25 protein-coding genes and 1 tRNA gene are annotated in these 25605 nt (G+C 67.4%); 15 read left to right on the top strand and 11 right to left on the bottom strand.

The features are described from left to right. Window position 1 precedes the first annotated feature (1 nt). From AB0J62_RS01270 to AB0J62_RS01245, 6 genes are all read left to right on the top strand, one after another. On the top strand, window positions 2-1555 hold the full coding sequence (locus AB0J62_RS01270) for a GspE/PulE family protein (protein ID WP_363862781.1): 1554 nt from the start codon (window positions 2-4) through the stop codon (window positions 1553-1555). Then, entirely contained in the window at window positions 1552-2757 is a 1206-nt protein-coding gene (locus tag AB0J62_RS01265) for a type II secretion system F family protein (RefSeq protein ID WP_363862778.1), read from the top strand. Before AB0J62_RS01270 ends, AB0J62_RS01265 begins: the two co-directional genes overlap by 4 nt. After that, window positions 2757-3191: a type II secretion system protein gene (locus AB0J62_RS01260; protein WP_363862775.1), complete on the top strand. Its 435-nt coding sequence runs from the start codon at window positions 2757-2759 to the stop codon at window positions 3189-3191. The genes AB0J62_RS01265 and AB0J62_RS01260 overlap by 1 nt, the downstream gene beginning before the upstream one ends. After that, the gene (locus AB0J62_RS01255; RefSeq protein ID WP_363862772.1) at window positions 3182-3808 is read left to right on the top strand and encodes a prepilin-type N-terminal cleavage/methylation domain-containing protein; all 627 of its coding nucleotides are present in this window, start codon (window positions 3182-3184) and stop codon (window positions 3806-3808) included. Before AB0J62_RS01260 ends, AB0J62_RS01255 begins: the two co-directional genes overlap by 10 nt. Continuing rightward, window positions 3805-5757, top strand: coding sequence for a hypothetical protein (locus tag AB0J62_RS01250; protein WP_363862769.1), 1953 nt, complete (start codon window positions 3805-3807; stop codon window positions 5755-5757). Before AB0J62_RS01255 ends, AB0J62_RS01250 begins: the two co-directional genes overlap by 4 nt. Window positions 5758-5855: 98 nt before the next feature. After that, window positions 5856-6497 (top strand): response regulator transcription factor, encoded by a 642-nt coding sequence (locus tag AB0J62_RS01245; protein ID WP_363862766.1) that lies wholly within the window; start codon window positions 5856-5858, stop codon window positions 6495-6497. Window positions 6498-8186: 1689 nt separating this feature from the next. Here AB0J62_RS01245 and AB0J62_RS01240 read toward each other — a convergent pair. Together AB0J62_RS01240 and AB0J62_RS01235 are read right to left on the bottom strand one after the other, a co-directional pair. Further along, entirely contained in the window at window positions 8187-8732 is a 546-nt protein-coding gene (locus AB0J62_RS01240; protein WP_363862763.1) for an NUDIX domain-containing protein, read from the bottom strand. Between the two features lie 30 nt (window positions 8733-8762). Beyond that, complete coding sequence (locus AB0J62_RS01235; protein WP_363862760.1) at window positions 8763-10088, bottom strand: zinc-dependent metalloprotease; 1326 nt, start codon at window positions 10086-10088, stop codon at window positions 8763-8765. Between the two features lie 286 nt (window positions 10089-10374). Between AB0J62_RS01235 and AB0J62_RS01230 the strand changes: the two genes are divergently transcribed. From AB0J62_RS01230 to AB0J62_RS01210, 5 genes are read left to right on the top strand one after another with little or no spacing between them, the layout of a single operon-like run. Continuing rightward, window positions 10375-10800, top strand: a complete 426-nt coding sequence (locus tag AB0J62_RS01230; protein ID WP_363862758.1) for a molybdenum cofactor biosynthesis protein MoaE — start codon at window positions 10375-10377, stop codon at window positions 10798-10800. Window positions 10801-10830: 30 nt separating this feature from the next. Beyond that, the gene (locus AB0J62_RS01225; RefSeq protein WP_363862755.1) at window positions 10831-11082 is read left to right on the top strand and encodes a hypothetical protein; all 252 of its coding nucleotides are present in this window, start codon (window positions 10831-10833) and stop codon (window positions 11080-11082) included. Beyond that, window positions 11079-12113 carry a PDZ domain-containing protein gene (locus AB0J62_RS01220; RefSeq protein ID WP_363862752.1) on the top strand — a complete coding sequence of 345 codons (1035 nt, stop codon included), beginning with the start codon at window positions 11079-11081 and terminating at the stop codon, window positions 12111-12113. Before AB0J62_RS01225 ends, AB0J62_RS01220 begins: the two co-directional genes overlap by 4 nt. Window positions 12114-12159: 46 nt before the next feature. After that, window positions 12160-12777 (top strand): PPA1309 family protein, encoded by a 618-nt coding sequence (locus AB0J62_RS01215; protein ID WP_363862749.1) that lies wholly within the window; start codon window positions 12160-12162, stop codon window positions 12775-12777. Then, window positions 12774-15773, top strand: coding sequence for a UPF0182 family protein (locus tag AB0J62_RS01210; protein ID WP_363862746.1), 3000 nt, complete (start codon window positions 12774-12776; stop codon window positions 15771-15773). The genes AB0J62_RS01215 and AB0J62_RS01210 overlap by 4 nt, the downstream gene beginning before the upstream one ends. Before the next feature lie 101 nt (window positions 15774-15874). On the opposite strand, the gene AB0J62_RS01205 is transcribed toward AB0J62_RS01210, so the two are convergent. Continuing rightward, window positions 15875-16444: a hypothetical protein gene (locus AB0J62_RS01205; protein ID WP_363862743.1), complete on the bottom strand. Its 570-nt coding sequence runs from the start codon at window positions 16442-16444 to the stop codon at window positions 15875-15877. A gap of 116 nt (window positions 16445-16560) precedes the next feature. Then, window positions 16561-17526 carry a GNAT family N-acetyltransferase gene (locus AB0J62_RS01200; protein WP_363862740.1) on the bottom strand — a complete coding sequence of 322 codons (966 nt, stop codon included), beginning with the start codon at window positions 17524-17526 and terminating at the stop codon, window positions 16561-16563. Between the two features lie 104 nt (window positions 17527-17630). Between AB0J62_RS01200 and AB0J62_RS01195 the strand changes: the two genes are divergently transcribed. Then, window positions 17631-17707: transfer RNA gene (locus AB0J62_RS01195), tRNA-Met, on the top strand. A 46-nt stretch (window positions 17708-17753) separates the two neighbouring features. On the opposite strand, the gene AB0J62_RS01190 is transcribed toward AB0J62_RS01195, so the two are convergent. Beyond that, on the bottom strand, window positions 17754-18812 hold the full coding sequence (locus AB0J62_RS01190) for a zinc-dependent alcohol dehydrogenase family protein (protein WP_363862737.1): 1059 nt from the start codon (window positions 18810-18812) through the stop codon (window positions 17754-17756). A gap of 224 nt (window positions 18813-19036) precedes the next feature. Between AB0J62_RS01190 and AB0J62_RS01185 the strand changes: the two genes are divergently transcribed. After that, on the top strand, window positions 19037-19675 hold the full coding sequence (locus AB0J62_RS01185) for a GPR1/FUN34/YaaH family transporter (protein ID WP_363862734.1): 639 nt from the start codon (window positions 19037-19039) through the stop codon (window positions 19673-19675). 53 nt (window positions 19676-19728) lie between these two features. Here AB0J62_RS01185 and AB0J62_RS01180 read toward each other — a convergent pair whose 3' ends face one another. The 5 genes from AB0J62_RS01180 to AB0J62_RS01160 all read right to left on the bottom strand — a co-directional run bounded on the left by AB0J62_RS01180 (window position 19729) and on the right by AB0J62_RS01160 (window position 23298). Next, entirely contained in the window at window positions 19729-20052 is a 324-nt protein-coding gene (locus AB0J62_RS01180) for a putative quinol monooxygenase (RefSeq protein WP_363862731.1), read from the bottom strand. A gap of 79 nt (window positions 20053-20131) precedes the next feature. Then, entirely contained in the window at window positions 20132-21088 is a 957-nt protein-coding gene (locus AB0J62_RS01175) for a proline racemase family protein (protein ID WP_363862728.1), read from the bottom strand. Between the two features lie 82 nt (window positions 21089-21170). After that, window positions 21171-21368: a hypothetical protein gene (locus tag AB0J62_RS01170; protein WP_134108795.1), complete on the bottom strand. Its 198-nt coding sequence runs from the start codon at window positions 21366-21368 to the stop codon at window positions 21171-21173. A gap of 245 nt (window positions 21369-21613) precedes the next feature. Continuing rightward, window positions 21614-22387: an ABC transporter permease gene (locus AB0J62_RS01165; RefSeq protein ID WP_363862723.1), complete on the bottom strand. Its 774-nt coding sequence runs from the start codon at window positions 22385-22387 to the stop codon at window positions 21614-21616. Between the two features lie 11 nt (window positions 22388-22398). Beyond that, window positions 22399-23298: an ATP-binding cassette domain-containing protein gene (locus tag AB0J62_RS01160; protein WP_363862720.1), complete on the bottom strand. Its 900-nt coding sequence runs from the start codon at window positions 23296-23298 to the stop codon at window positions 22399-22401. An 82-nt stretch (window positions 23299-23380) separates the two neighbouring features. Between AB0J62_RS01160 and AB0J62_RS01155 the strand changes: the two genes are divergently transcribed. Beyond that, the gene (locus AB0J62_RS01155; RefSeq protein WP_363862717.1) at window positions 23381-24130 is read left to right on the top strand and encodes a TetR/AcrR family transcriptional regulator; all 750 of its coding nucleotides are present in this window, start codon (window positions 23381-23383) and stop codon (window positions 24128-24130) included. On the opposite strand, the gene AB0J62_RS01150 is transcribed toward AB0J62_RS01155, so the two are convergent. Further along, window positions 24117-24746, bottom strand: coding sequence for a nucleoside/nucleotide kinase family protein (locus tag AB0J62_RS01150; protein WP_363862714.1), 630 nt, complete (start codon window positions 24744-24746; stop codon window positions 24117-24119). The genes AB0J62_RS01155 and AB0J62_RS01150 overlap by 14 nt on opposite strands. A gap of 163 nt (window positions 24747-24909) precedes the next feature. Here AB0J62_RS01150 and AB0J62_RS01145 point away from each other — a divergent pair, with 163 nt between their 5' ends. Beyond that, window positions 24910-25602 carry a hypothetical protein gene (locus AB0J62_RS01145; RefSeq protein WP_363862711.1) on the top strand — a complete coding sequence of 231 codons (693 nt, stop codon included), beginning with the start codon at window positions 24910-24912 and terminating at the stop codon, window positions 25600-25602. The last annotated feature ends 3 nt before the right edge of the window (window positions 25603-25605 follow it).

The raw sequence follows: 25605 nt of genomic DNA, 5'->3' as shown, positions 1-25605 counted from the left end.
GGTGTCCGTCGATCTTCCGGCCGAACGACGACGGGCAGCACAGGTGGGCGAGCGGCACGGCATTCCGCTGGTGGACCTGTGGACCGTCACCCCGCAGGCAGGAGCGACGGCCCTGATCGACGAGCAGACGGCCCGACGACTGACCGCGCTACCGCTGGCGATCCGCGAGGATGAGGTGCTCGTCGTACTCGCGGATCCGGCGCTGGGTCTGCAGGTCCAGGAGGCGCTCGGGCGCCCGGTGCGGCTCGCTCTCGCGGCGGCTCCCGACATCGTCCGCGCGATCGACAACAGCTTCCGTGCCCTGGCCGGGATCGATGAGCCGCTCAAGCTGTTCCAGGCCCGCGGTACTGCGCTCGAGCCCGACGAGCTGGTGGTGAACGAGGACGCGCCCGTTGTCCAGGTGGTCCAGCTGATCATCACCCAGGGCCTGCGCGACCGGGCCTCCGACATCCACATCGAGCCGCACGACGACCGGGTCCGGGTGCGGTTCCGGGTGGACGGGGCGCTGCGCGACCAGCTCGACCTGCCCGGCGCGATCGGGCCCGCGGTGGTCAGCCGGATCAAGGTGCTGGCCGACTTGAACATCGTCGAGCGGCGCCGCTCCCAGGACGGCCAGATCCGGATGCAGGTCGAAGGCCGAGATGTCGACATCCGGGTCTCGACCGCAGCCGTCGTCGGCGGCGAGAAGGTCGTCCTGCGGCTTCTCGACAAGAGCCGGCCGCTGTACCGCCTCGAGCAACTCGGGATGCCTCCCGAGCTGGCCGAACGGTACGCCGCGTTGCTGCGAACGCCGTACGGGATGGTCATCTGCGCCGGGCCGACCGGCAGCGGCAAGACCACGACGCTCTACGGGTCGCTCGGCGAGATCGACAGCCCCGAGCGCAACATCATGACGATCGAGGACCCGGTCGAGTACAGCTACGCCTCGATCAACCAGATCCAGATCAACGAGGCGGCCGGGATCACCTTCGCCACCGGGCTGCGGTCGATCCTGCGGCAGGACCCCGACGTCATCCTGGTAGGAGAGATCCGGGACGCGGAGACCGCTCGCATCGCCGTACAGTCCGCCCTGACCGGGCACCTGGTGCTGTCGTCGGTGCACGCCACCGACACCGCGACGGCTCTGCATCGCCTGCTGGACATGGGAATCGAGAACTTCCTCGTCGCCTCGTCGGTCAGCGCGGTGATCTCACAGCGGCTGATCCGCAAGGTCTGCGAGAACTGCCGCGAGTACTACGAACCACCGGCCACGGAGCTGGCGTTCCTGCGCAGTACCGGCGCCGAGGTGCCGGTCGCCGGCTTGATCCGCGGCGCGGGGTGCAACTTCTGCGCGCACACCGGCTATCTGGAACGGACCGGCGTGTACGAGCTGTTGCCGGTGACCGATCCGATCCGCGAGCTGATCGTCGATCGCGCACCACTGGCCGAGATCCGCAAGGTCGCCTGCTACGAGGGCATGCGCACGCTGCACGAGGAGGGCGCCCGGCTGGCGCAGACAGGGGTCACCACGGTCGCCGAGGTGGTCCGGTCGATCTATACGACGGGGATGCGATGACGAGATACGCATACGTCGCGGCCAAGCCCGACGGGAGTACCAAGCGCGGTACGACGCGGGCCGAGAGCCGCGAGGAGGCCGAGCTGGCGCTGTACGAGCGCGAGTTGCGGAACATCCGGCTGTCCGAGAAGCCGGGCCTGCTGCAGCTGGAGATCACCGCGCGACGGGTGAAGCGGGAAGAGGTGATGCACCTGACCCGGCAGCTCGGCGCGTTCGTGGGGGCCGGGCTCCCGCTGACGGAGTCGGTGCACAGCCTGGGCCGCGAGGCGGAGAACTCGTCGGTACGCCGGATGATGCTCGAGGTCGAGGACGGCCTGCGCGACGGCGAACGGCTGTCGGACTGCTTCGACCGGCATCCGCGGATCTTCCCGGAGTTCTACCGCGGCATCCTCCGGTCCGCCGAGCTGAGCGGCCGGCTCGACACCGCGCTCGGCCAGCTCGCGCGCTACCTGGAGCGCGATCTCGAGGCTCGCCGGCGGATCAAGCAGGCCACGATCTATCCGGCGGTCGTCGCGGCGATGTCGGTGGTGACGTTGGTCGTGCTCGCCGGTTTCGTGCTGCCGCGGTTCCAGGCCTTCTTCGCCAGCCTCGGAGCCCGACTGCCCTTGCCGACCCGGATCCTGCTCGCGATCACGAACTTCCTCACCGGCTGGTGGTGGGCGCTGATGATCGGCTTGGGCGTGCTGACGCTGTTGCTCGTCTACGTGCTGAGCACGACGCCCGGCCGGTATCTGCGGGACCGCCTGGTCCTCGCAGTGCCGGTGATCGGGCCGACCATCCAGTTCGCGCTGGTCGAACGCTTCTGCCGGATCCTCTCGTCCATGGTCAGCGCCGGCGTCCAGCTGCCCCAGGCGCTTCGCGTCGCGACCGGCTCGCTGCCGAACCGCGTCTATCGCCGGTCGCTCGCGGGCGTGATGGAGGCGATGCTGCAGGGCGAGGGGCTGGCCCGGCCGCTCGCGGCCACCAAGCTGTTCCCCGCCACGGCGGCCCAGATGATCCGGGTCGGTGAGGACACCGGGACGATGGACGCCCAGCTCGAGGTCACTGCGCAGTATTACGAGGGTGAGCTGGACTACAAGCTGAAGAAGCTGATCGGCCTGTTCGAGCCAGCGGTGATCGTCCTCATGGGTGGTGTGGTCGGCTTCGTGGCGATCGCGCTGGTGTCCGCGATGTACGGAATCTTCCGGCAGGTGCAGGGCTGATGCGGGAACGTGGCGAGAGCCTGCTCGAACTCGTGGTCGCGATCGCTCTGATGGGCGTTGCGGTCGTCGCAGTGATGGCAGGTCTGACGACGACAGTGCTGATGTCGGACACCCAGCGCAAACAGGCGACAGCGGTGACGACGGTAGGCAACTACGCCGAGGCGTTGCAGCAGTACGTCGCCGATGGTCACTACGTCCCTTGCGCCTCGTCGTACGTCGTGCCGGGCTTCACTCCGCCGACCGGGTTCACGGCTCGCGTGGTGAGCGGGTCGGTGCAGTACTGGACCGGTGTGCTGTGGTTGCCGCTCTGCCTGCCGGATCGCGGCCTACAGCGACTGCGGGTGTCAGTGGCGAGTACAGACGGGCGTGCGGCCGAGACGCTGGACGTCGTACTGCGGAAGCCCTGCCGACTCGGGGATCCGCCGTGCGGGTGAGACGTACCGAGCAAGGCTTCACGCTGATCGAGCTGCTGATCACCATGACGCTGATGGGAGTCGTCACGGTCGGCCTGGCTGATCTCGTGGTCAACGCGCTGCGCGAGATGAGTGCGACGTCGGATCGGCTGGACATGGTGCAAGATGCCCAGCTCGGCGCGACGTACTTCGCCCGCGACGTCGCCGCGGTGGGCCTGCGCGACTACGGAGCGGTCGCTGTGGACGGATCGCTGCCGTTCGAACCATCAGTGCAGCTCGACGCCGCCGACTCGGCCGCGGGCGTGGTTTGCGGTCCCTTGCCGGACGCCGCAGTTCGGCTGCTGTCGGATTACTGGGACACCTCTGTCACGCCGGCGGTCCGGCGTACGGCGGTCGTCGCGTACTACGTGAATGAGGCCGGAGAGCTGCACCGGGCGCGCTGCCTGGGTCCGAGTACTACTCCGTCTTCCGATCTACGGCTTGCGTCGAACGTGAAGCCGGGCAGCCTGGCGGTCACCTGCTCGAGTGCGTGTGACTCTGCTGAGCTTCCAGAGGGCATCACCTTGCGACTGGTGATGTCCAGGCCGTCCACCGGCGACTACGCGGTCGCTCTGAGCGGTCTGCGGAGACAGTCGTGAGGCGCCGGGACGAACGTGGGTCCTCGTTGCTGCTGGTCCTTGTGGTGATCACGGTGATCGGACTGGCGCTCTCGGCGTTGCTGTCCCGGACCGACTCCGCGGAACGGGTGTCTGCGAGTCTCCGGGATCAGACCGAGGCGTCGTACGCGGCCGATGGTGCCATGGAGGCCGCGATCAACAACCTGCGCAACAGCAGGTACAACGGGGAATCCGGGCAGCGATGCTTCGGGCTGTCCGACACCCTGTCGCTCATCCTCTTCAACGGACTCGACTCCGCCACGGTGACGTGCAAGCCAGACCCGAAGCAGGTAGTGGTGCACTGCCAGGTCGCGAGCGAGTGCAATCGGCCGGACAACGCACTGCTTACGCTCGGACAGATACCCGGCGAGGACGGTCTAGCGGTCGAACAGCCGGCCGGCTCCACCCTGCAGATCCACGGCAAGGTCATGTCCAACTCTTCCGTCGACGTGGCTGCCGGGAAGCTGAACGCCGGCGCACTGTCCGCACGGGGTGGATGCTCCGGGGACCTGTTGGGGAATCCGCTCTGCAACCTGTCCTCGCTCCCCGGTGGCGACGATCCGGCGTACCCGTCGCCACTGAGCGGCGTGCCTCCGTTGCGAGCCTTGCCGGCGTGTACGACGCCCGGCTCGGTTGTCGCGTTTCTGCCCGGCTACTACGACGACGCGGTCGGGCTGAGCGCCATGATGAAGAGCGACAGCCCATGCCGCGGGAGCACCTGGTGGTTCAAGCCGGGCATCTACTACTTCGACTTCCACAACGAGTCGAACCCCTTGCTCGACAGCGGCGCCAACGTCTGGACGGTCGACGGTGGCAACCTGGTCGGCGGCACGCTGTCGGGCAACTCGTGTGCGAGTCCGCTCGACGGTGCGACCGCCGGGGTGCAGTTCATCTTCGGTGGCGACAGCCGTCTCGACGTGAAATCGGGCAAGGCGGTGCTCTGCGGCAGTTATTCCCCCACGGAGCCACCGATCGCCCTCCGAGGACTCACCAGCGGGGCCGAGTCTTCGGTCGACTCGACCGGGGCGAGCGCGTTGAAGCCGACCGCGGTCTCGCTGGTGAGCAAGTTCGGGCTGACCGCGACACCGTCCCGCCTGTCCACGGTCGACGGCGTCGCGGCCACCTGGAAGAGCTCGGTGGCCAACGACACCGCTGCGGTCACGATCAACGGCTTCGCTCCGTCTACTCCGATCCCGCCCGGCTCGGTGCTGCGGTCCGCCGCGTTGACGATCACCCATCGACACAGCGACGTCGCGTCGACGGACAAGCTGGACGTGTCGCTCGACGTCGGATCAGGTACGCCGTTGACCGCGTCGGTGACCGGCGCCGCGGGCGGAACGTCGTACCGGACCGAGACCGTGCCGCTCGACGCGAGCCGCACGGGATCGCTGGCGCAGGCCGTCTATGCGGGGACCTTCACTGGAGCGAGTCTGGCCCTCACCGCGGGGCTGCCGGTCAAAGGCGACACCGAGGACCTCGATGCGGTGCGGCTGGAGCTCAGCTACACGCCACCTGCTCTGCGCGCTGCGGACGGATGTGTGGTCGAGGGGCCATATCCCAGTAATACAAGCGCTTGCGCGATGGTCTCAGGTCGGTTGTCGGTTTTGGGCACGGCATACGCACCGGCTGCGGTCCTCGATCTCAGCGTGGGGCCAGGGACGCCGGCAGTGGGAGCTGGTGCGGTGGTTCGCGCGTTGCGCCTCACTGCAGTCGGCACGCTCTCCGGTGTGGTGATCGACCTGCCCGATGATTCGCCCGCCTTCACCTTCGGGGTGCAACTCACGGCGTACATCTGCCCCGGCGGTCTGATCTGCCCGGCCGGCGGCCGGCCCGCGCTGCAGGCGAGGATCGGCCTGGTCGACGCCGATCCGTCCGCGCCCGTCGCGGGTCGGCGCGCGGTCACGGTCCTCGGATGGTGGCGGCCGGGCTGATGGGGTTGTGTCTGGTGCGACCAGATCTTCAGGCGGCAGAGGCGACAATCTCTATCGCAACTGCGTCACGCTGCGTAGTTTGGTCCGCGGGGGGAGCCATGCATGATTTCGTGAGGGTCGTCGTGATCGACGACCACACCTTGGTCCGCTACGGCCTGACCGGTTTGGTGGACCAAGAACCGGATCTGGAGATCGTCGGCGATACCGGCCAGCGCGCCGACGCGGTCGGCATGGTGCTGTCGACCCGCGCGAACGTCGTCGTACTCGATGTGGCTCCGCCCGACCAGGACGGTCTGCGGATCGCTCGCGAACTCCGCAACCGGTATGCCGAGCTCGGCATCGTCCTGCTGGCGCCGGAGGGCCAGGACAGCGTGCTGTTCGAGGCGCTCGAATCTGGCGTGTCCGCGTTCGTCGCGAGGACTGCGCCGACGGACGAGATCCTGGCGGCGATCCGGCACGCCGCGGTCGCGCCGACCTCCTTCACGGCGACCGGGCTCGGGCCCGCAATGGCTCGCCGCGACCAGCCCTCCGCCCAGGCGCTGCTGAGTCCGCGTGAGGCGCAGGTGCTCGAGTTGCTCGGGCAGGGCTTGTCGGTCCGGGCGATCGCGGTGGCGCTGTCGGTGAGCGTGTCGACGGCGAAGACATATGTCGAGCGGCTGTACGAGAAGCTCGAGGTGTCGAACCGGGCTCAGGCGATCATGACGGCACTCCAGCGCGGGCTGATCGAGCCGAAGTCGTGAGGCTTTCGAAACTTCTTCACGTCTGACCCGTCACCTTCTCGCCGGCGGCTCGTTTCATCATGCGGCGGGGGACTTCGGGGGAAGTCCAGCTGATAGCCGATGCCGTTCAGGGGCGGCACCCGACATCAGCCCACTGCCGGCCGCACCCAGGGGGATGCGGCCAGCCTCGGCAATGGGCGAAGCAGTACGACGGGGACCGCACGGGGGATGAACACAGCACGACAGGTCACGGGGGGACACGGGGAAACAGCTGTACCAGTGAGGATCGCGAAGTCGGGGGGAACCGGGGAAACAGCTGTGCCCACCGGGGCCCGGAGGGATCACGGGGAACAGCCGTACCAGCGGGGGACTCACGGGTCCAGGCGAACACGGGTACAGCTGTACCCTCCGGGTCCGGGATCACGAAGAACAGCTGTACCAGCGGGGGACTCATGGTCCGGGCGGACACGGGGCACAGCTGTGTCCACCAGGGCCCGGGGGATCACGGGGACAGCTGTCCCTGCGCAGCACGGGGATCACGGGGGATCGCGGCACAGGTGGACGCAGCACACGCGGCGGAACGGGGATCGCAGTACAACGGGGACCGCACGGGGGACGAACACAGCACGACAGATCACCGGGGACAAAGGAAACAGCTGTACCTGCGGGGACCCGCGGGTCCGGGGGGCGCGGGGCTACAGCTGAACCACCGGGGCCAGGGGATCGCGGGGGAGAGCTGTAGCTGCGGGGACTCGCGGGTCCTGGGGATCACGGGGAATCGCAGCACAGCTGGACGCAGCACGCGCGGGGGAACGGGGATCGCAGTACAACGGGGACCGCACGGGGGATGAACACAGCACGACAGATCACGGGGATAGGGGAAACAGCTGTACCTGCGGGGACTCGCGGGTCCGGGGGGCGCGGGGATGCAGCTGAACCACCGGGGCCAGGGGATCGCGGGGAACAGCTGTACCTGCGCGGGACTCACGGGTCCCGGGGGGATCACGGCGGGCCGCAGCACAGTTGGACGCAGCACACGTTGGGGACGGGGATCGCAGGGGACCATCTGTACCTGCGGGTGCACGGGGACCTGGGGGATCACGAGGGATCGCGGCACAGGTGAACGCAGTACGGGCGCACGAACGGGGATCGCAGTACAACGGGGCATTGCGAACGGGGCGCAATACCAACGGGGGATCGCAGTACCAACGGGGGATCGCAGTACCAACGGGGATCGCAGCACAGGTGGACGCAGCACACGTGGGGCACGGGGACCGCATGCAACGGGGGGCATTGCGAACGGGGATCGCAGTACGAACGGGGATCGCAGTACGAACGGGGATCGCAGCACAGGTGGACGCAGCACACGTGGGGCACGGGGACCGCATGTAACGGGGGCATTGTGAACGGGGGATTGCGGACGGGGCGGCAGTGCCAACGGGGATCGCAGTGTCAACGGGGATCGCAGTGTCAACGGGGATCGCAGTGTCAACGGGGATCGTGGTAGCAACGGGGGATCGCAGTACCAACTACCAATGGGCGATTGCAGTACCGGACGCGGAACGGGGACTGGTGTAGCGGCGGGGATCGCGGGGTTGGTGGGAGGGATAGCTGGGCTGGGGGACGTTGGTGCCCTGCTGTGGGGAGGTGGGCCGGCCGCTTGGGTCGGCCCACAGGTTCTGCTGAGGTGATCGCAGGTGCTGCGGTCCGTCAGGCGCGCGAGAGCTGGCGCCGGGCGCGGGCCGCGAGCTCCTGGACGGAATGATCCGTGTCTGCGGGGAGCCCGTCGAGCGGGAACCACGCGAGATCATGCGATTCCTCGCTTACGACGTACTCCGTGCCGGCCGTCGCGGTCACCAGGAACTGCACGTCGAGGTGGTACGCCCCCGCGCATCCTCCACCAAGAAGCAGATGCCGCGAAAGCTGCAGCGGCTCCCGACCGATGGTCAGACCCGACAAGCCCGACTCCTCCGTCGCCTCGCGCAGCGCCGCACCCGGCAACGTCGTGTCGCCGGGCTCGCAATGCCCGCCGAGCTGAAGCCACCGCCCAACGGTCTTGTGCAATGTCAGCAGCGTGTTCTGCCCCGCCGCATCAACCACTAGCGCACTAGCCGTCACATGCTCAGGCCGACAGCTCCGCCACATCCCATCCGGATGCGCGGCGAGATGCCGCAGGTAGTGCGCCCGCAGCTCCTCCTGCTCCGCGTCGGGCGCACTCCAGCCCTCTAAGACCTCAACCGCATTCCGATGCAGCACCCCGCAAGTCTCCCCGCGACCCCGGAACGACTACTTGCTGGGGCCGTCGCCGTCGCCGTCGCCGTCGTCTGAGGTGGAGTCGGTCGGCTGGTCTTCCTCGGTCAGGAAGTCGGAGATGTCGATGTTGGAGAGCTCGCCCGCGTGCTGCGCGAACCCGATCGGGTCATCGAGGTCAGCAGTGCTCGGCATCAGGTCAGGGTGGGACCACAGGTTGTCGCGGCCATCGACTCCGCGAGCGTCACGAACGGCGGCCCACAGGTTGGCGGCGTCGCGCAGCCGGCGCGGTCGGAGCTGAAGACCTACCAGAGTCGCGAACGTCTGCTCGGCCGGACCGCCCGCCGCCCGACGACGCCGTACCGTCTCGGACAGCTGGATCGCCGAAGGCATCCGATCCTTGGTGGCCTCGCGTACGACGTCGTCCACCCAGCCCTCGACCAGCGCGAGTGTGGTCTCGAGCCGGACGAGCGCGGCCTTCTGCTGCTCGGAATCCTCGGGCTCGAACAGGCCGCCCGCGAGCGCCTCCTGCATGGCTTCCGGGTTCTGCGGGTCGATGTCGGCCATCGCGCGCTCGATCTTGCCGGTGTCGACCTCGATACCGGCCGCGTAGTCGGCGACCGCGGCCAGCAGGTGCTGCCGCAGCCACGGGACCCCGGCGTACAGGCGCTGGTGCGCTACCTCGCGCAGCGCAAGATACAGCCGGACGTCCTCGTCGGTCAGCCCGAGCCCCTCGGCGAACTTCGCGACGTTGTCGGGCAGCAGGATCGCCTGGCCGGTCGGGCCGAGCGGCAGCCCGATGTCGGACGAGCTCACGACCTCGCTGGCGAGCTCCCCTAGCCCCTGGCCGACCTGGGCTCCGAAGACAGAACCGCCCAGCTGCCGCAGCATCCCGGCCATCGGGCCTGCGAACTGCTGCGCCTCGGCGGGCAGCGCATTGCCCATCGCACCCGCGACGTGCTCGGCGACCGGGTCGACGACCGTCTGCCAGACCGGCAGCGTGTTCTCGACCCACTCGGCGCGGCTCCAGGCCGCAGAGGTGGCAGACACCTCGGGCAGCGTGGTCGCCTCGTCCAGCCAGTGCTCGGCGAGCCGGACCGCGTCCGCGACGCGGTCGCCGTCGGCAGTCGTCATCGACCGGTCCCCGGCGGTGGCGACGGTCTTGCGGGCGATGTCCTTGGCCAGGTCCCAGTTCACCGGCTTGCCGTCGGTCGAACCGCTCAGCAACTGCTGGACCTGGGCGAAGATCGCGTTCAGGTCCGGGGCGCCGCCCGCGCCGGCCGCACCGGAGAACTGCTGGAACATGGCCTCGAACGGCGTTCCCTTGAACGGGTTGTCCGGGTTGTCCGGTTCGTCGCTCATCGGAGGACCTTCCTGTGCGGGTGGGGCGTACAACTCCAACGTACTGGTTCCGTCCATCAGTTCCTCCACCGGCGAACGCATCACCGCTCGTATTCGCCGGTAGGTGAGGAAGGCAACAGTCTCTCCGGGTGCGCGGCGCACCACGCACCGCAGCCCGCGGTACGCCGGAATCAAGGCAAGGAGGGGAGGGGATGTGTGGAGAGAGGGGCTCGGGAGGGAGAATTGCGCGACGGGGGATGCGATGGTGTGCAAGTGAGCCCGGGGGACCGGCGGGAATGAGGGATGGATGAGCGACGCGATCAGGCTGCTGGACATACGGGAGAGCCCGTTGTCGAGCGACGAGGTGCTGGCTGCTGTTGCTGACCCGACAGCGGGTGGAACCGCGATCTTCATCGGCACTGTGCGCAACCACGACCACGAGAAGCCGGTCGACAAACTGGCCTACGAGGCGCATCCCGACGCGCTGGACCACCTGCGGAAGGTTGCGGAGCGTATCTGTGACGACCCCGCCGTGACCGCGCTGGCCGCCGTTCACCGGACCGGGGATCTGAAGATCGGTGACGCCGCCGTGATCGTCGCGGTGGCGGCGTCGCACCGGGACGTCGCCTTTGCCGCGTGCCGGCGGCTGATCGACGACCTCAAGGCCGAGGTCCCGATTTGGAAACACCAGCACTTCATCGACGGTGGCAGCGAGTGGGTCGGCGCTCACTGACCCGTACGCTGGGCGCATGAAGGTGGCCGGATGAAGGTTTTGGCGTGGCTGGCGTTCCCGCTGGTCGCCACGCTGCTGGCGATGTGCTGGGCGGGCTGGCGTGGGTGGCGCAGCCGCGAGCGGCGCCGGTCCGGCGGCGCGTTCGCCTCGGTCGAGGACTTCCGCCGCTTCAACGCCGCAATCGCCGCGCCCGGTCCGCGGGCCACTCCGGAACGTCGCCGGGGCCTGGGTCGTCGTAATCATCAGCAGGCCTCCACCAAGATCGCAGGGCAGGGTTCGTGACACGTCGTACCGCCACATTGGTCACCTCGATCGTCGTGCTTCTCGTCTCGCTCGGGCTGGTGACCGTGTTCCCGGTGCCGTTCGTCTCGTTCAGCCCGGGTCCGGTGAAGGACACCCTGGGGTCGTCGAAGAACAAGCCCGTCATCGAGATCACCGGGCACGAGACGTTCCCGACTACCGGGCAGCTCGACCTGACCACGGTGTCCGTCACCTCGCCCGACCGTCAGCTGACCCTGCCGCAGGCGATGCGTAACTGGCTCGACCCGCACCACGACCTGTTCCCGCGCGACATCATCTATCCGCCGGACCAGAGCGCCGACCAGGTCCAGCAGCAGAACACCGCCGAGATGACCGGTTCGCAGGACAGCGCGGTCGCGGCCGCGCTGCAGGCGGCGAAGGTCCCGTTCCACACGAAGGTGTCGACGGTCGCGGACAAGTCGCCGGCCCAGGGCAAGCTGAAGCCCGGCGACATCGTGCTGGCTGTCGACGGCCAGACGGTGACCCAGGTCCCGCAGGTTGGTGAGTTCGTCCGCAAGCACAAGGTCGGCGACAACGTCGTTTTCCTGATCCGCCGTGGCACCGAGGAGCAGACCGTCCAGCTGAAGACCGCCGCGACTCCCGGTGACGCGACCCGCCCGATGGTCGGGATCACGATCGGCGTCGACTCGCAGGTGAAGGTCACGGTCAACCTCGGCCAGGACATCGGCGGCCCGAGCGCCGGCACGGCGTTCGCCCTGGCCATCTACGACAAGCTGACCCCGGGCCCGCTGCTGGACGGCAAGCACGTCGCCGGCACGGGCACGATCGACGCACTCGGCGAGGTCGGTGCGATCGGCGGCATCCAGCAGAAGATCGCCGGCGCCAAAAACGACGGCGCCACGGTCTTCCTGGTCCCGGCGCCGAACTGCGAAGCCGCGCTGCACGCCGACGTGAAGGATATCCGGCTTGTGAAGATCAGCACCCTGACCGGTGCGATCAGCGCGCTGCAGGCGGTCGGCAGCGGCAAGGGAGATGTCCCGTCGTGCAGCTGATGAGCGAACCGTACGTCCCGGTGACCCGAAGGGAAGACCTGCCGGCATGGAATCCGTAGGCACGCTGCCTCCTGACGCGCTCAACCGCGCGGTGATCGAGATCGAGAAGCACGTGAGCAGCGCGGGCTGGGACCAGCCCGCGCAGTTGTTCGCGCTGGTCCCGACCGAGGAACTGCTCCGCGCCGAACCCCAGTTGGCCGCGCAGCTCGGCGCCGACGACGCCTCCCAGCCGCTCACCCCGGTCGCCCAGGGTGAGCTTCCTGGCGGTCTCGAGGACGACAACCTGGCCGATGCGCTCGGCCGGATCGAATGGCCCGACGGAGTCGCCGGCTGCGCGCTGGCGATCGAGCGGATCGTGCTCCCGGCGTCGGCCGAGGCAGGTCTGTCCAACGTCGAGTCCGACGCCCAACTGGCCCAGCTGGCCGGCAGCGATCCGCGCCGGCACGAGGTCCGGATGGTCGCAGCGGTGCTCCGGGACGGCGGCCGGTTCGGCGCTGTCCGGCTCCGTGAGCACGACGAGGACAGCGCGGTGCTTTCCGGCGTCGACTTGGTCCCCACGCTGTGCGAAGTACTGTCATTGACATTCGAGCCTTCGGTCGGCAGCCGGCCGGCCGATGGTCCTGGGGTCGACGGCATGAGTGACGACGAGGAGAAGCGACGATGAGCGACGGCGTCTACGACATGCCGGAGGAGCCGGCCCGCAGATCGCGGCGACCAGGCGGACGTCCCCGGGCCCTGCTGCCGACGATCGCAACTCTGATCGTCCTCTTGATCCTCTTCAGCGTCTTCACCGATGTGTGGACCCAACGCCTCTGGTACCGCTCGGTCGACCTCGGCTCGGTCTTCAGCACCGTGCTCGGGACCCGGGTCCTGCTGTTCGTGGTCGTCGGTCTGCTGATGGCCGGGGCTGTCGTCGCGAACATCATCGTCGCCTTCCGCACCCGTCCACGGGTCGCGCTTGCGCCGTCGCCCAGCCCGGGCTTCGAGCGGTACGGCGACCTGCTGCAGCAGCACGGGAAGATCGCGGTCGGCGTGGTCGCGACCCTGATGCTGGTCTTTGGCGGCTCGGCTGCGTCGGGGGAGTGGAAGGTCTTCCTGGCTTGGAAGAATCGCAGCCCCTTCGGCGTCACCGACAAACACTTCAACAAGGACATCGCATTCTTCGTCTTCGACTACCCGTGGCTGCGCGTACTGCTCGGCTTCGGCTACTCGATCGTCCTGCTGTCGCTGGTCGCCGCGATCATCACCCACTACCTGTACGGCGGCTTCCGTCCGTCCGCGAAGGGGCAGAAGGCCTCCGGCGCGGCGCAGGTGCAGTTCTCCGTCCTGCTCGGTCTGCTCGTGCTGCTCAAGGCCTTCAGCTACTGGCTGGACCGCTTCGGCCTCACAACGTCGGACAGTCGGCTGTTCACCGGTATCTCCTATACCGGTGACAACGCGATCCTGCCCAGCAAAGAGATCCTGGCCGTCATAGCGGTCCTGTGTGCCGGTCTGTTCTTCGCCAATGTGGTCCGCCGGACCTGGCTGCTGCCCGGTGTCGGCACGGTGGTGTTGATCCTGTCGGCGATCCTCCTCGGCGCTCTCTGGCCGGCAGCTCTGCAGCAGTTGCGGGTGCGGCCGAGCGAGCCGGTGAAGGAAGGGCCGTACATCACCAAGAACATCGAGGCCACGCGTGATGCCTACGGGCTCGCCGCGACCGAGATCACCGACTACCCGGCAAAGACGACGGCGACGCCGGCCGAACTGGTGCAGGACACCGAAGTGTTGCCAGGTATTCGGCTGATCGACCCGAGCGTTGTCGGGCCGACCTTCGAGCAGCTCCAGCAGGTGCGTGGTTTCTACTCGTTCCCCACCGATCTCGACGTCGACCGGTACAAGATCGGCGGCAAGGTCAACGACACCGTCATCGCGGTCCGCGAGGTCCAGGTCGACCGGCTGCCGGCCGGTCAGCGCAACTGGAACAACGACCACACCGTCTACACCCACGGCTACGGCGTCGTCGCAGCGAACGGCAACCAACGGGCTCCCGACGGTACGCCGGTCTGGACCGAGAAGGACCTGCCGCCGACTGGTCAGCTCGGAGACTACGAGCCACGGATCTACTTCGGTGAGCAGTCGCCGGACTACTCGATCGTCGGTGGCCCAGAAGGTGGACAGCCGGTCGAGCTCGACACGCCCGAAGGCAAGAGCGGCGGCGACCCGACGCTGAACACCTACCACGGCAAGGGTGGTGTCTCGATCGGGTCGTTCGGCAACAAGTTGCTCTACGCAACCAAGTTCCGTGATGCGAACATCCTGCTGTCGAGCCGGGTGAACTCCGACTCGAAGATCCTCTACGACCGCACCCCGCGCGAGCGGGTCGAGAAGGCGGCGCCGTGGCTGACACCGGACGGTGACCCGTACCCGGCGATCGTGGACGGGCAGGTCGTCTGGATCGTCGACGGCTACACCACCTCGGACAACTACCCGTACTCCGAGAAGGTCGCCCTGGACGTCAGCACCCGCGACACCACCACCGGCCGCGGCACGATCGCGCAGCAGCCGAGCGAGAAGATCAACTACATCCGCAACTCGGTCAAGGCCGTGGTCAACGCCTACGACGGCTCGGTCGAGCTGTACGCGTGGGACGAGACCGACCCGGTCCTGAAGACCTGGATGAAGGCCTTCCCCAACACGGTCAAGCCGCGCTCGGCGATCTCGCCTGACCTGATGTCGCACCTGCGGTACCCGGAGGACATGTTCAAGGTGCAGCGCGATCTGCTGGCGAAGTACCACGTCACCGACGCCACCACCTGGTACCAGAACAGCGACCTGTGGCGCGTCCCGGACGACCCGACCGCGGTCACGTCCGGCGGCGACTCGACGACTCATATCAGCCAGCCTCCTTTCTATCTTTCGTTGCGGATGCCCGATCAGACCGATCCGAAGTTCTCTCTGACATCGGTCTACGTCCCGAACGCCGAACGGGAGAACCTCACTGCCTTCATGGCCGTCGATTCCGAGGCGACGTCCCCGGACTACGGCAAGTTCCGAATATTGCGATTGCCCGGCAACCTGCAGATACCTGGGCCGGGGCAGGTCTACAACAAGTTCCAGACCGACGAAGGCATCAGACAGGCCCTGCTCCCGATCAACCAGCCGAGCAGCGGCGCCAGAGCGCAGTACGGCAACCTGCTGACGTTGCCACTCGGCGGTGGTCTGCTCTATGTCCAGCCGGTCTACTCGGTGCGGACCAGTGGGCCCGGTAGCTATCCCGTCCTGCGCTACGTCCTGGTGTCCTTCGGTGATCGCGTTGCCTACGGCTCCACGCTCCAGGAAGCCCTGGGCAAGGTCTTCAACACCAACGTCGACACGGGCGAGCAACCACCGGGCACCAAGACGCCGCCGGCAAACCAGCCGAACCAGACCGTCAAGCAGGCGCTGGCCGACGCGCAGGCGGCGTACACCCGGGCGCAGGCTGCCCTGACGAAGGGTGATCTCGCGGGCTACCAGGACAACGTCAACCAGATGAAGGCGGCGCTCGACAAAGCTGCCGCAGCTGCTGCAGCGACGACGAGCCCGACGCCGACGCCCACCGCGAAGCCGTCCGGGAGCCCGTCGACACCGGCGTCTCCACCGGCATCGACACCAACAAGCCCACCGAGCTCGCCGTCAGGCTGAGTCGCAGGGAGCTTCCCGGGGCGGCGACACCGACACCAGTCGGCGTCGCCGCCCCGTTCCGTTGGGACCAGTCTGTTGCCACCAGTCTGTTGCCTAGGGCATCAGGTCGTGGACTCCGGATGGAAGCCGGCCGCGGTGTCGAGCACGTCCTCGTCGGTGAAGCGGTCGTGGTCGATCGTCACCTCGGCCGCGACCCCCGGCGCGATGAAGTAGAACACCTCGTCGCCGGAGAACAGACCGTCGTACCCACCGACCTTGACCGGGGTCAGCTGCCACGATCCCGGTTCCTTCTCCTCGTACTCCACCAGGAAGTTGTGCAGGGCCTCGAGGTCGGTGAGCTTCTCGCCGCGGATCGTCTTGACGGTGAGATCGACCTTGTGCGCCCCGTCCGGATCCGGGCCGGTCTCCCAGACCCGGCTGTGGAAGGACACGTCCTCCCACTCGTACTCGAAGTCGCTCGGCGTGCCGATGCCGTCGGGAAGGTTCTCGATCACGAAGCCGTCCAAGGTGCCAGCCCTCTGCTCGATCGATGGAGATGACGTGGAGTACGCCGAAGTTGCTGAGGCAGGGACGGTCGCCGAGAGCCCGAGTGAGGCCAGGACGACCGCGCTCCCGATCACGATACGACGGGCGGACGGCACGACTCGGGAACGAAGCGGTGAACGCGACATGACTGCCTCCTGGGGAAGGGAGCGCCTCGCCTGCTGCGAGACGCCTTACGCCCAAGAAGATGCAGCGATCGGCACGCGCCGGAACACGCGAGTTCGATCCTGTGGACAACGAGGAATCAGTGACCGATCAGCCGGTGCAGCCGGTGGAACGTCTGACGGAACCCGAGCCGAGGCCAGGCCCGCGACGACAACAGGTTCGTCACCCGCCAGTCGGTCACGACCGAGGTGTACCCGGTGTCGGCCGACCACTGCAGCACGGCCTCGCCCAACGCGCGTCCGGCGCCGAGCCCCCGCGCCGACGGCAGTACAGCAGCGAACCCGAGGAAACCGGCGTTGTCCGGCTTGGCCAGCCCGTTGTGCGCGCTCGACTTGTCCAGCGAGCAACCGATCGAAGAACCGATGACCTGACCGTTGAACTCGGCAACGAAGGTCACGTAGTCCTGGTCGTCGATCGACTCCTCCCAGTCCGCCACTGCCTCCTCGAGCGTGGGGATCCCCCCGGACGAGAACACCGGCGACAGGCCCTGATGCCGGGGCAGCACGAGATCGAGCTCCGCGAGCATCGGGATGTCCGCGCGGGCAGCACGGCGTACGGCGAGATCGCGTGCCGGGGGCAACGGAGTGTCGGGCACCGGGCGGACCGCGTGCGCGTGCTGCGAACCGAACGCCAGGCGGAACCAGGCGTCGATCAGCTCGGCGTCGTCGGGCACCAGCACGTAGTGCGCGATGCGGCGGTCCTCGACCCACTGGGCCGCGGCAGCGCCGTACAGGTCGCGAATGTGCTCCGGCTCACGGACGGCGTGGCCGGCTGCCTCGACCCAGATGTTCGGACCCCAGACCGCCGACGGCTTCGGCGCTGCGAGCAGATAGCCGGTGACTTCCCCACCCTCGACCATGACGGCGCCGGACGCGCCCTCGGTCTCCCAGGCCCCGGTCACCTCGACGAGAGCAAGTCGCTCGTCCTCGTAGTCCGCCGGAAGCAAAGGGTGACGCTTGCGGTGCATCCGATGCCGCTGGGCGAGCAGACTGGCGGCGGCTGCCAGATCCGCCTCCTCGAACGGACGGATGACGTGTCGGGACATACTCGGAAGGTACGCCGATCCGCCTCCGACGAACACGGGATTTCGGCACTCCGGGAACCGATTTGGTTGCTCAGCCCGGATCCTCTAAACTAAAGACACAACGGCGCGGGGTGGAGCAGCTCGGTAGCTCGCTGGGCTCATAACCCAGAGGTCGCAGGTTCAAATCCTGCCCCCGCTACCACAGAAGGCCCGGACCATCAGGTCCGGGCCTTCGTCTTGTCTCGGGGTTAGTGGGTGTTGGTGATGATTACCTTGAGGGCTTCTTGTTCGGCGGCGTTGGAGAAGGTGTTGTAGGCCTCGTCGAACTGGTCGTAGGTGAAGCGGTGGGTGACGAACTTCTCGGGGGCGATGGCGCCTGTCTTGATGCTTTCGAGGAGTTCGGGGGCGGTGGTGGCGTTGACCAGGCCGGTGGTGATGGTGAGGTTGTTGATCCAGTGCCGCTCGATCGGGAACTCCACGCTCTCGCCGTGTACGCCGACATTGGCGACATGACCGCCGGGGCGGACCGACTCCAGCGCGGTGCCGAAGGTTGAGGGCACGCCGACCGCCTCGATGGCGACGTCGACGCCCAGCCCGTCGGGAGTGAGTTCCCGCAGCGCGGCTGCGACGTCCTGGCCGGAGCTCACCTCGAGAGTCTCGGTCGCCCCGAAATCACGTGACTGGTCGAGCCGGAACTTGTTGGTGTCGACGGCGATGACGGTCGCCGCGCCGGCCGTACGGGCGGTCATGATCGCGGCGAGCCCGACCGGTCCGGCGCCGATGACGGCGACGATGTCACCGCTCTTGACGGCGCCGTTCAGGACGCCGATCTCGTAGCCGGTGGGCAGGATGTCGCTCAGCATGGTTCCTGCTTCGGCAGAGATTCCCTGGGGCAGTGGGATCAGGCCGTTGTCGGCGTACGGCACGCGGACGTACTCGGCCTGGGTCCCGTCGATGAGGTGACCGAAGATCCAGCCGATGCCGCCGAGCGTCTTGCAGTGTGAGGTCAGGCCGGCCTTGCAGTAGTCACATGTCCCGCACTTGCTGATGCAGGAGATGATCACCCGGTCGCCGACCTTGACGTTCTTGCAGCCGGAGCCGACCTCGGTGACCACCCCGACGCCTTCGTGGCCGAGGATCCGGCCATCCGTCACGGCGGGAACGTCACCCTTGAGGATGTGCAGGTCGGTACCGCAGATGGTGGTGGCCTCGACCTTGACGATCGCGTCGGTCGGGTCCTTGATCGCGGGGTTCGGAACCTCTTCCCATGCCTTCCGGCCAGGTCCGTGGTACACGAGAGCCTTCATCTGTACTCCCATTCTCGTCGGCCACGCGGGTGACTCGATCGGCACCGAGGAGCGCGCACCGGCACCTAACGGATGGTCACATCGCCGCGGGCCTGTGCGGATCTCATCTTGAGACACCTGCGCTGAGCGGTGGCCGGGCGGCCTCTCAAATCGAGACATGCCGCCGGAGGCGAAGTGGTGAAACTGAGCACAGCCGGGGATGCACCCCAAAGAGGGAGTTCGCCATGACGACCATCGACGCCCACAGCGCTCAAGAGGAACTCGCCCAACCTGCTGCGGCGGCCCCAGCGGTGACCGGAGATCCGGCCCTGATCGGTCTTCCGAGCTTCATCGTGGGATCGGTCGCGCTCGGTCTCGTGCTTGTCGGCTACGTGCCTGCGGCGGCAGTCGGAGCATCGCTTCCCATCATCGTCGCAGCCACTGGCCTCGGCCTGGCGATCGCGGCCGTCTGGGCAGCAGCCGTCGGTCAGAGTGCCGTGGCCGGCGTGTTCGGCATCTTCGCGGGATTCTGGCTGAGCTATGGCATGCTCGTCCTGGGTCTGACGCACAACTGGTTCGGCATCGTTGCCGCGGATGCCCTTCATACACAGGGCTTGTACCTGATCTCCTGGCTGGTGGTGATCGAGATGCTGACCCTGGCGACCCTCCGGCTGCCCGCTGCGTACACGGTGCTGTTCGCCCTGATCGAGATCGCGTTGGTGCTCGTCCTGATCGGCACGCTGCAGCAATCGGCCGGCGTGCTGAAGGTGGCCGGCGTGGTCGTGTTCGTCTTCGCCGCGGTGGGTGTGTACCTGTTCTTCAGCTCGGGTTCGCAGGCGACCGGCGGCAAAGCGCTTCCGCTCGGACAGCCGTTGGTCCGATAGCTCTTGCCGGTTCGTAGGGTGACCGACCTCGATCACCCTACGCGGTCGAGAGGCTACTTTACGGCGAGCTCGCCGAGCTCGGACCAGTCGTCCTGGGGGACCTTGAAGTTGACGATTCGCGGCGTCTCGACGAGGTGGGGCGGGAGGTGTTCCTGGGCCGCCTTGAAGTGGGCCGAGGTGACGTGGTGGCTCGCGGCGTCGTCGTCGGCGAAGGCTTCCACCAGGACGTACTCGTTCGCGTCGTCCAGGGAGCGGGACCAGTCGAACCACAGGCAACCCGGCTCTGAGCGGGTCGCGGTGGTGAAGTCGGCGGTGATGGACGGCCAGTTGTCGGCGTGTTCAGGCTTCACCCGGAACTTGGCGGTGATGAAGATCATCAGGCTTTCCTCCGCTGGATCGATGGGACCGCGACCGATGCTAGCCGTCGCGGTGCCGGTGCACGGTCGCAATCTGAGATCAGCGGAGAGTGAAGCCGGTGCCCAGCGGGTCGCGGGGATCTAGGGTGAAGGTGGCGGTCCCGGTGCGATAGGCGGACCCGGTGACCTCGGTGATCACGCCGGCCTCGGTCTGCTCCACGACTCGGCCCAGGAACGTCGTGCCGACGATGGAGTCGTGGCGGAGGACCTGATCGGGTCCGAGGCGTCCTTCGTCATGCAGGAGGGCCAGGCGGGCCGACGTACCTGAGCCGCAGGGGGAGCGGTCCGCCTCGCCGTCAGCAAAAACTGCGAGATTGCGCTGGTGTGGACCCCCGTCGACTGTCCCGAGGTCGTCGTACAGGATCGTGCCGTACAGACCACTCAGCCGAGGATCGTGAGGATGGACAGCGACGGGGTCCAGCGCCCACTTGATCTCGCGGCCGACGGCGATCAGGTCCGCGTAGCACTCCGGCGTCACGGACAAGCCGACCGACGAGGCAGGCACCGAGGCATAGAACGCACCGCCGTAGCTGATGTCCGCCAGGACATTCCCACGAGCGGTCGACACCGGCACGTCACGTTTCAGCACGTACGACGGAACGTTGCGGAAGGCAACGCCTGAACTATCCACCCGCGCAGTGACCCGCCCGGACGGCACATCGATGACAACGTCAGGCGCTTGGACCAGACCGGTAGCGACCGCCCACGTCGCCAGCGCGATCGTCCCGTGCCCGCACGCGGTCGAATACCCGTCCTTGTGCCAGAACACGACGCCGAAGTCAGCGCCGTCGTCATCAGCCGGTACAACGAACCCGCCGTACATATCCGCATGACCGCGCGGCTCGTTTACCAGCAACCGCCGTACGGCGTCGATCTCTTCGGACGACTGCGCCGCGACCCGGCGTTCGGCCACTGACGCGCCCGGGATCTCCACGGACGTCACGATCCGGAACGGCTCGCCGGCCGTGTGGTAGTCCACAACGCTGACATCATCCACGCGAACACCTTAAACAAGCGAAAGCCGCTGTCCGCCCCGAACAAAGGGGCAGGCAGCGGCTCGAGCGGCCTGGGACAGGTGGTCAGGCTGCTTGCAGTGCGCGGTTCCGGGCGGCCCAGACGGCCCGCCGCAGCTGCGCTTTGTCCGGATAGCCGGCTTCTCGACCGACTGCGTAGACGTCGTGGTTGCGCATCTTGACCATGCCGGCGACGTACCAGACCGGGCTGCCCTCGGCCAGCATGTTGATGATCATGTTCCGGGTGTCGGTGGTGATGTTCATTCTGACCCTCTCCCTTGGTCGCTCTTACTGATACGTCGAACCGGGAGGGACGGATTCGACACCGCCTCGAAGAAAAATCCGGAAAAACAAAGCGCCCCGATCAGTGATCGGGGCGCTCGTCCGTGTGGGTCCCGGGGGGAGTGGGACCACCACACGTTGGGGGGGACTTTGACGTTAACTCGCCCAAGGGGTCACGCTCGGCAGTTTCAGCGCGCGCCGTTCGCCGAACGGTACAAGTCCTGCGCTCAGCGGCTGTTGCGTCTGCGGTACAGCGAGGTCGCCAGTACGACAGAGAACAGGAGCAGACCAGAACACCAGGCCAGAGCGAGCCGGCCGCTGTTGCCCATCGGTGTCCCGATCAGCAGGCTGCGGATCGTTTCGATGACCGGTGTGATCGGTTGGTGCTCGCTGACCGGCTGCAGCCATGACGGCATCGACTCCGGCGGTACGAACGCACTACTCAGGTACGGCAGGAACAGCATGAAGAAGCTGAGAGTGCTGGCCGACTCCACCGACTTGGCGATCACACCGAGACCGGCGGCCAGCCAGGACAGAGCGACGACGTAGAGCAGTAGTAGACCGACAGCCGCGAGCCAGTCGACCACTCCGCCGCCAGGGCGGAACCCCATGGCGAGCGAGGCGACGATGACGATCGCGGTCGACGCCGCGTTGCGCGCCACACTTGCCACCACATGCCCGGTCAGTACGGCGAAGCTGTGGATCGGCAGTGATCGCAGTCGGTCGATCATCCCGCTGTTCATGTCGTCGGCGACCACCATCGCCGTCGACGCAGCGCCGTACCCGGTCGTGAGCAGCAGGATCCCCGGTACGACGTAGTTCACGTACTCCGTGCCGGTGTTGATCGCGCCGCCGAACACATAGACGAACAGCGCCATCATCAGCAACGGCAGCAGGATCGAGGCGAACAATGTGTCGACGTTGCGCCGCGCCAGCCGCACGCTGCGGTCGATCATCGTCGCGGCGTCCGACCACGCGGCGATAACTCCCTGGTGTGACATCAGCAAACCCCTCAGGCCGTCAGAGCGAGAAACACGTCGTCGAGCGTCGGCCGGTGCGACGAGACCCGCTCCGGCTCCAGTCCGTTGTCCCGGAGAACGTCGAGCACGTGGTGCAGGTGCGCCGCCGTACCGTCGGACGGAACGTTCAGCACCAGCTCGTCGGCGACTCCGTCCAGTACACCGGTCGCTTTCAGCAGCTGGACTTCGTCGGCGAAGCGCAACTCGATCCGCTCGCCGCCGATCTGGGCCTTGAGCGCATCGGCCGTACCGCTCGCGACGATCCGGCCGTGGTCCAGCAGCAGGATCCGGTCTGCCAGCCGGTCCGCCTCCTCCAGGTACTGCGTGGTGAGCAGGATCGTCGTACCGTCGCGGACCAGGTTGACGATCGCGTCCCACATCGCCGATCGACTCGCCGGATCGAGTCCGGTCGTCGGCTCGTCCAGGAAGATCACCTGGGGCCGGGCGATAAGACTCATCGCCAGATCGAGCTTGCGCCGCATTCCGCCCGAGTACGTCTTCACTCGCCGGTCCATCGCGTCAGTCAGCCCGAACTGCTCCAGCAACTCAGCCGTACGACGCTGTGCAGCGCGCCGGCCCAGATGCATCAGCCGTCCGACCATCACCAGGTTCTCCCGACCGGTCTGGTTCTCGTCGACCGCGGAGTACTGCCCGGTGAGGCTGATCGCCCCACGGACCCGAGCTGGCTCGCGCAGTACGTCGTAACCGGCGACGCTCGCCGTACCGGAGTCGGGTCTGGTCAGCGTGGTCAGGATGCGCACCGCAGTGGTCTTGCCGGCACCGTTCGGACCGAGCAGGGCGAGCACCGACCCCTCCTCGACGCTCAGGTCGACCCCGGTCAGTACGTCGTTGGCGCCGTACGACTTCCGAAGCCCGATTGCCTCGATGATCATCGTCCCCTCCTTACTGCGTATTGAATACGCTAAATAGCGTAGCATCTACGCAGTATCGCCGAGCAAGCCCTAAACTGAGCCGGTGGAGAACGATGAGCTGCCGGCCGATATCGCGGCGATGTGGCGGTTGCGGGAGACCCCGCGGCGCGGGCCGAAGCCGTCGCTGACGCTTGACGACATCGTCGGGGCCGCGATCGAGATCGCCGACGCGGAGGATCTGGCGGCTGTCTCCATGGCTCGCGTCGCGGAGCGGCTCGGCAACTCGACGATGGCGCTCTACCGGCACGTGAAGAGCAAGGACGAGCTGCTCGTAATCATGTCGGACGCGGCGCTCGAGCGTCCGGACCCGATGCCCGAGGGTGTCGACTGGCGGACCGGGCTGACGTTCTGGGCGGACGGCGTACTCACCGCGATCCGTCGGCATCGGTGGTACGCGAAGGTTCCGATTTCGGGGCCGCCTGCCGGTCCGAACAACCTCGCGTGGTTCGACTCCGCGCTCGGCGTACTGAAGGACACCGGCCTGCCGGAGGAGGCGAAGGTCGGCGTGGTGATGGGGCTCATCACCTACGTGCAGGGCCAGATCCGGATGGCGTTCGACCTCGCCGCCGGGTACGCGGACAACCCGGATGCCTTTCAGCGGTTCGGCTCGACGTTGCGGCGGGTCGCGGATCCGCGGGTCTATCCGGCGGTCGCGCGGACTGTCGAGGCCGGCGTGTTCGACGAGGTCGGGAGCTTCGAGGAGGACAACGAGGCCGACTTCGACTTCGGTCTGCAGCTCTACCTGGATGGCGTCGCCGCGTTCATCGACCGGGTCTGCGTCAAGGGTGAATGATCGCGTCGGCCGCTGATGCGGTCGCGGCGATCAGGTGGGCGTTGCGCTCGTCGGAGCCATGGGTCCGCTCGTGCGCTTCCTCAGGCGATCTGCCGAAGGCGAGATGCCGGGCTTCGAGTCGCTCATGGCGCAGCGGCTCAGGCACTTCGACGTACCAGCACTGGTCGAGCAGCGTGCGGACGGTCGTCCAGGGCGGCTCGTCGAGGAGCAGGTAGTTGCCCTCGGTGAGAACCAGGGTGACTGAAGGTGCGACGCCGATGCTCGCGGCGATCGAGTCCTCGATGCCGCGGTCGAAGCGCGGCGCCCAGATCTGCTCGTCCGGCGATTCCTTCAGTCTCTTCAGCAACGCGACGAAGCCGTAGCCGTCGAAGGTCTGCGGTGCACCCTTCACGTCAGCGAGCCCGAGCTCCTCCAGCACCGACTGCGCGAGGTGGTAGCCGTCCATCGGCACCAGCGCGACCTGATGGCCGTCACCGGCAAGCTTCGCGGCAAGTTGCTCGGCGTACGTCGATTTGCCGGCCCCCGGCGCCCCGGTGATCCCCAAGATCTGTCGCCGCCCCCGCGTCGCCAGCTCGACAGCGCGATCGTAGGCGGCGGCTGAGTCCAAGGTCTGCACCCCGGGATCCTAAGCGAGGTCGGCCAAGGGACAGACGGGTCACCGACGAGACCGCGATCGCCACCCTGAGCGGCCTGCTGCACCACGGCCTGGTTGGCCCCTGAGGCGCTGACGCTCGGCGTACCGGATGTGCACAATGTGAGCATCTGGTGGGGGAGGAATCGTGGCCGAGATCAAGTCCGCACGACGCAGAGTTCCGCTCGGGCGCAAGGTGCGCGCCGGACTGGGTGCGTTGCTGGCGCTGCTCGTGATTGTGACCGGGGTGGCGATCGCGCTCGTCGTCAATCTGAGCCAGGGCGAGGCCCGGGTGAAGGACGACGTGCCGTACTCCACCGCGATCGCCTCCGCGTCGCTGGACGCGAAGAGCGTGGCCAACGACCAACGCGGCTTCCTGCTCACCGGCGACGCGATGTACTTGCGAGAAGCCGACCAGCGTGTGGCCGCGGCACGCCTGGACTTTGCGGCCGCGGTACAGGCCGCCATCACGGACGAGGAACGCAGCGCAGCGAGTGACTCGAGTGCGGGCTTCGAGCGTTGGTGGACCGCCACGCGGGCCGAGTTCGCGACGTACGAGGCGGGCGATAAACAGGCGGCGATCGCGGCCTCGGTCGGCGCGGATCGGGCGCTGCGCAAACAGTACGAGGACTCGCTGCAGCAGACCCGGAGTCTTGGCCAGAGCTCACTGCAGTCCGCGACGAACTGGCTGCCCGGCTCGGCGACGCGGGCGGTGGCGATTCTGATCGGGTGTCTGCTGGTTGCACTGGTGGCCGGTGCGGTCATCGCGTACTGGTTGCTGCGGCAGATCACGCTGCCGATCTTCAAGCTGGCGGCGATGCTGAGCGCGGAACCGCTGTGACTG

Source organism: Kribbella sp. NPDC049584 (assembly GCF_040675555.1).
In the GTDB taxonomy this organism is placed as follows: Bacteria; Actinomycetota; Actinomycetes; order Propionibacteriales; family Kribbellaceae; genus Kribbella.
The sequence above is the reverse complement of the archived record's forward strand: the minus strand, read 5'-3'. Positions and strand labels throughout refer to the sequence as shown.

Bases quoted from the DNA above. Each gene is read 5' to 3' on its own strand.
- AB0J62_RS01265 (WP_363862778.1), top strand. From the start codon at position 1,552: ATGACGAGATACGCATACGTCGCGGCCAAGCCCGACGGGAGTACCAAG.
- AB0J62_RS01260 (WP_363862775.1), top strand. From the start codon at position 2,757: ATGCGGGAACGTGGCGAGAGCCTGCTCGAACTCGTGGTCGCGATCGCT.
- AB0J62_RS01245 (WP_363862766.1), top strand. From the start codon at position 5,856: ATGCATGATTTCGTGAGGGTCGTCGTGATCGACGACCACACCTTGGTC.
- AB0J62_RS01235 (WP_363862760.1), bottom strand. From the start codon at position 10,088: ATGAGCGACGAACCGGACAACCCGGACAACCCGTTCAAGGGAACGCCG.
- AB0J62_RS01230 (WP_363862758.1), top strand. From the start codon at position 10,375: ATGAGCGACGCGATCAGGCTGCTGGACATACGGGAGAGCCCGTTGTCG.
- AB0J62_RS01225 (WP_363862755.1), top strand. From the start codon at position 10,831: ATGAAGGTTTTGGCGTGGCTGGCGTTCCCGCTGGTCGCCACGCTGCTG.
- AB0J62_RS01215 (WP_363862749.1), top strand. From the start codon at position 12,160: ATGGAATCCGTAGGCACGCTGCCTCCTGACGCGCTCAACCGCGCGGTG.
- AB0J62_RS01210 (WP_363862746.1), top strand. From the start codon at position 12,774: ATGAGCGACGGCGTCTACGACATGCCGGAGGAGCCGGCCCGCAGATCG.
- AB0J62_RS01205 (WP_363862743.1), bottom strand. From the start codon at position 16,444: ATGTCGCGTTCACCGCTTCGTTCCCGAGTCGTGCCGTCCGCCCGTCGT.
- AB0J62_RS01200 (WP_363862740.1), bottom strand. From the start codon at position 17,526: ATGTCCCGACACGTCATCCGTCCGTTCGAGGAGGCGGATCTGGCAGCC.
- AB0J62_RS01190 (WP_363862737.1), bottom strand. From the start codon at position 18,812: ATGAAGGCTCTCGTGTACCACGGACCTGGCCGGAAGGCATGGGAAGAG.
- AB0J62_RS01185 (WP_363862734.1), top strand. From the start codon at position 19,037: ATGACGACCATCGACGCCCACAGCGCTCAAGAGGAACTCGCCCAACCT.
- AB0J62_RS01180 (WP_363862731.1), bottom strand. From the start codon at position 20,052: ATGATCTTCATCACCGCCAAGTTCCGGGTGAAGCCTGAACACGCCGAC.
- AB0J62_RS01170 (WP_134108795.1), bottom strand. From the start codon at position 21,368: ATGAACATCACCACCGACACCCGGAACATGATCATCAACATGCTGGCC.
- AB0J62_RS01165 (WP_363862723.1), bottom strand. From the start codon at position 22,387: ATGTCACACCAGGGAGTTATCGCCGCGTGGTCGGACGCCGCGACGATG.
- AB0J62_RS01160 (WP_363862720.1), bottom strand. From the start codon at position 23,298: ATGATCATCGAGGCAATCGGGCTTCGGAAGTCGTACGGCGCCAACGAC.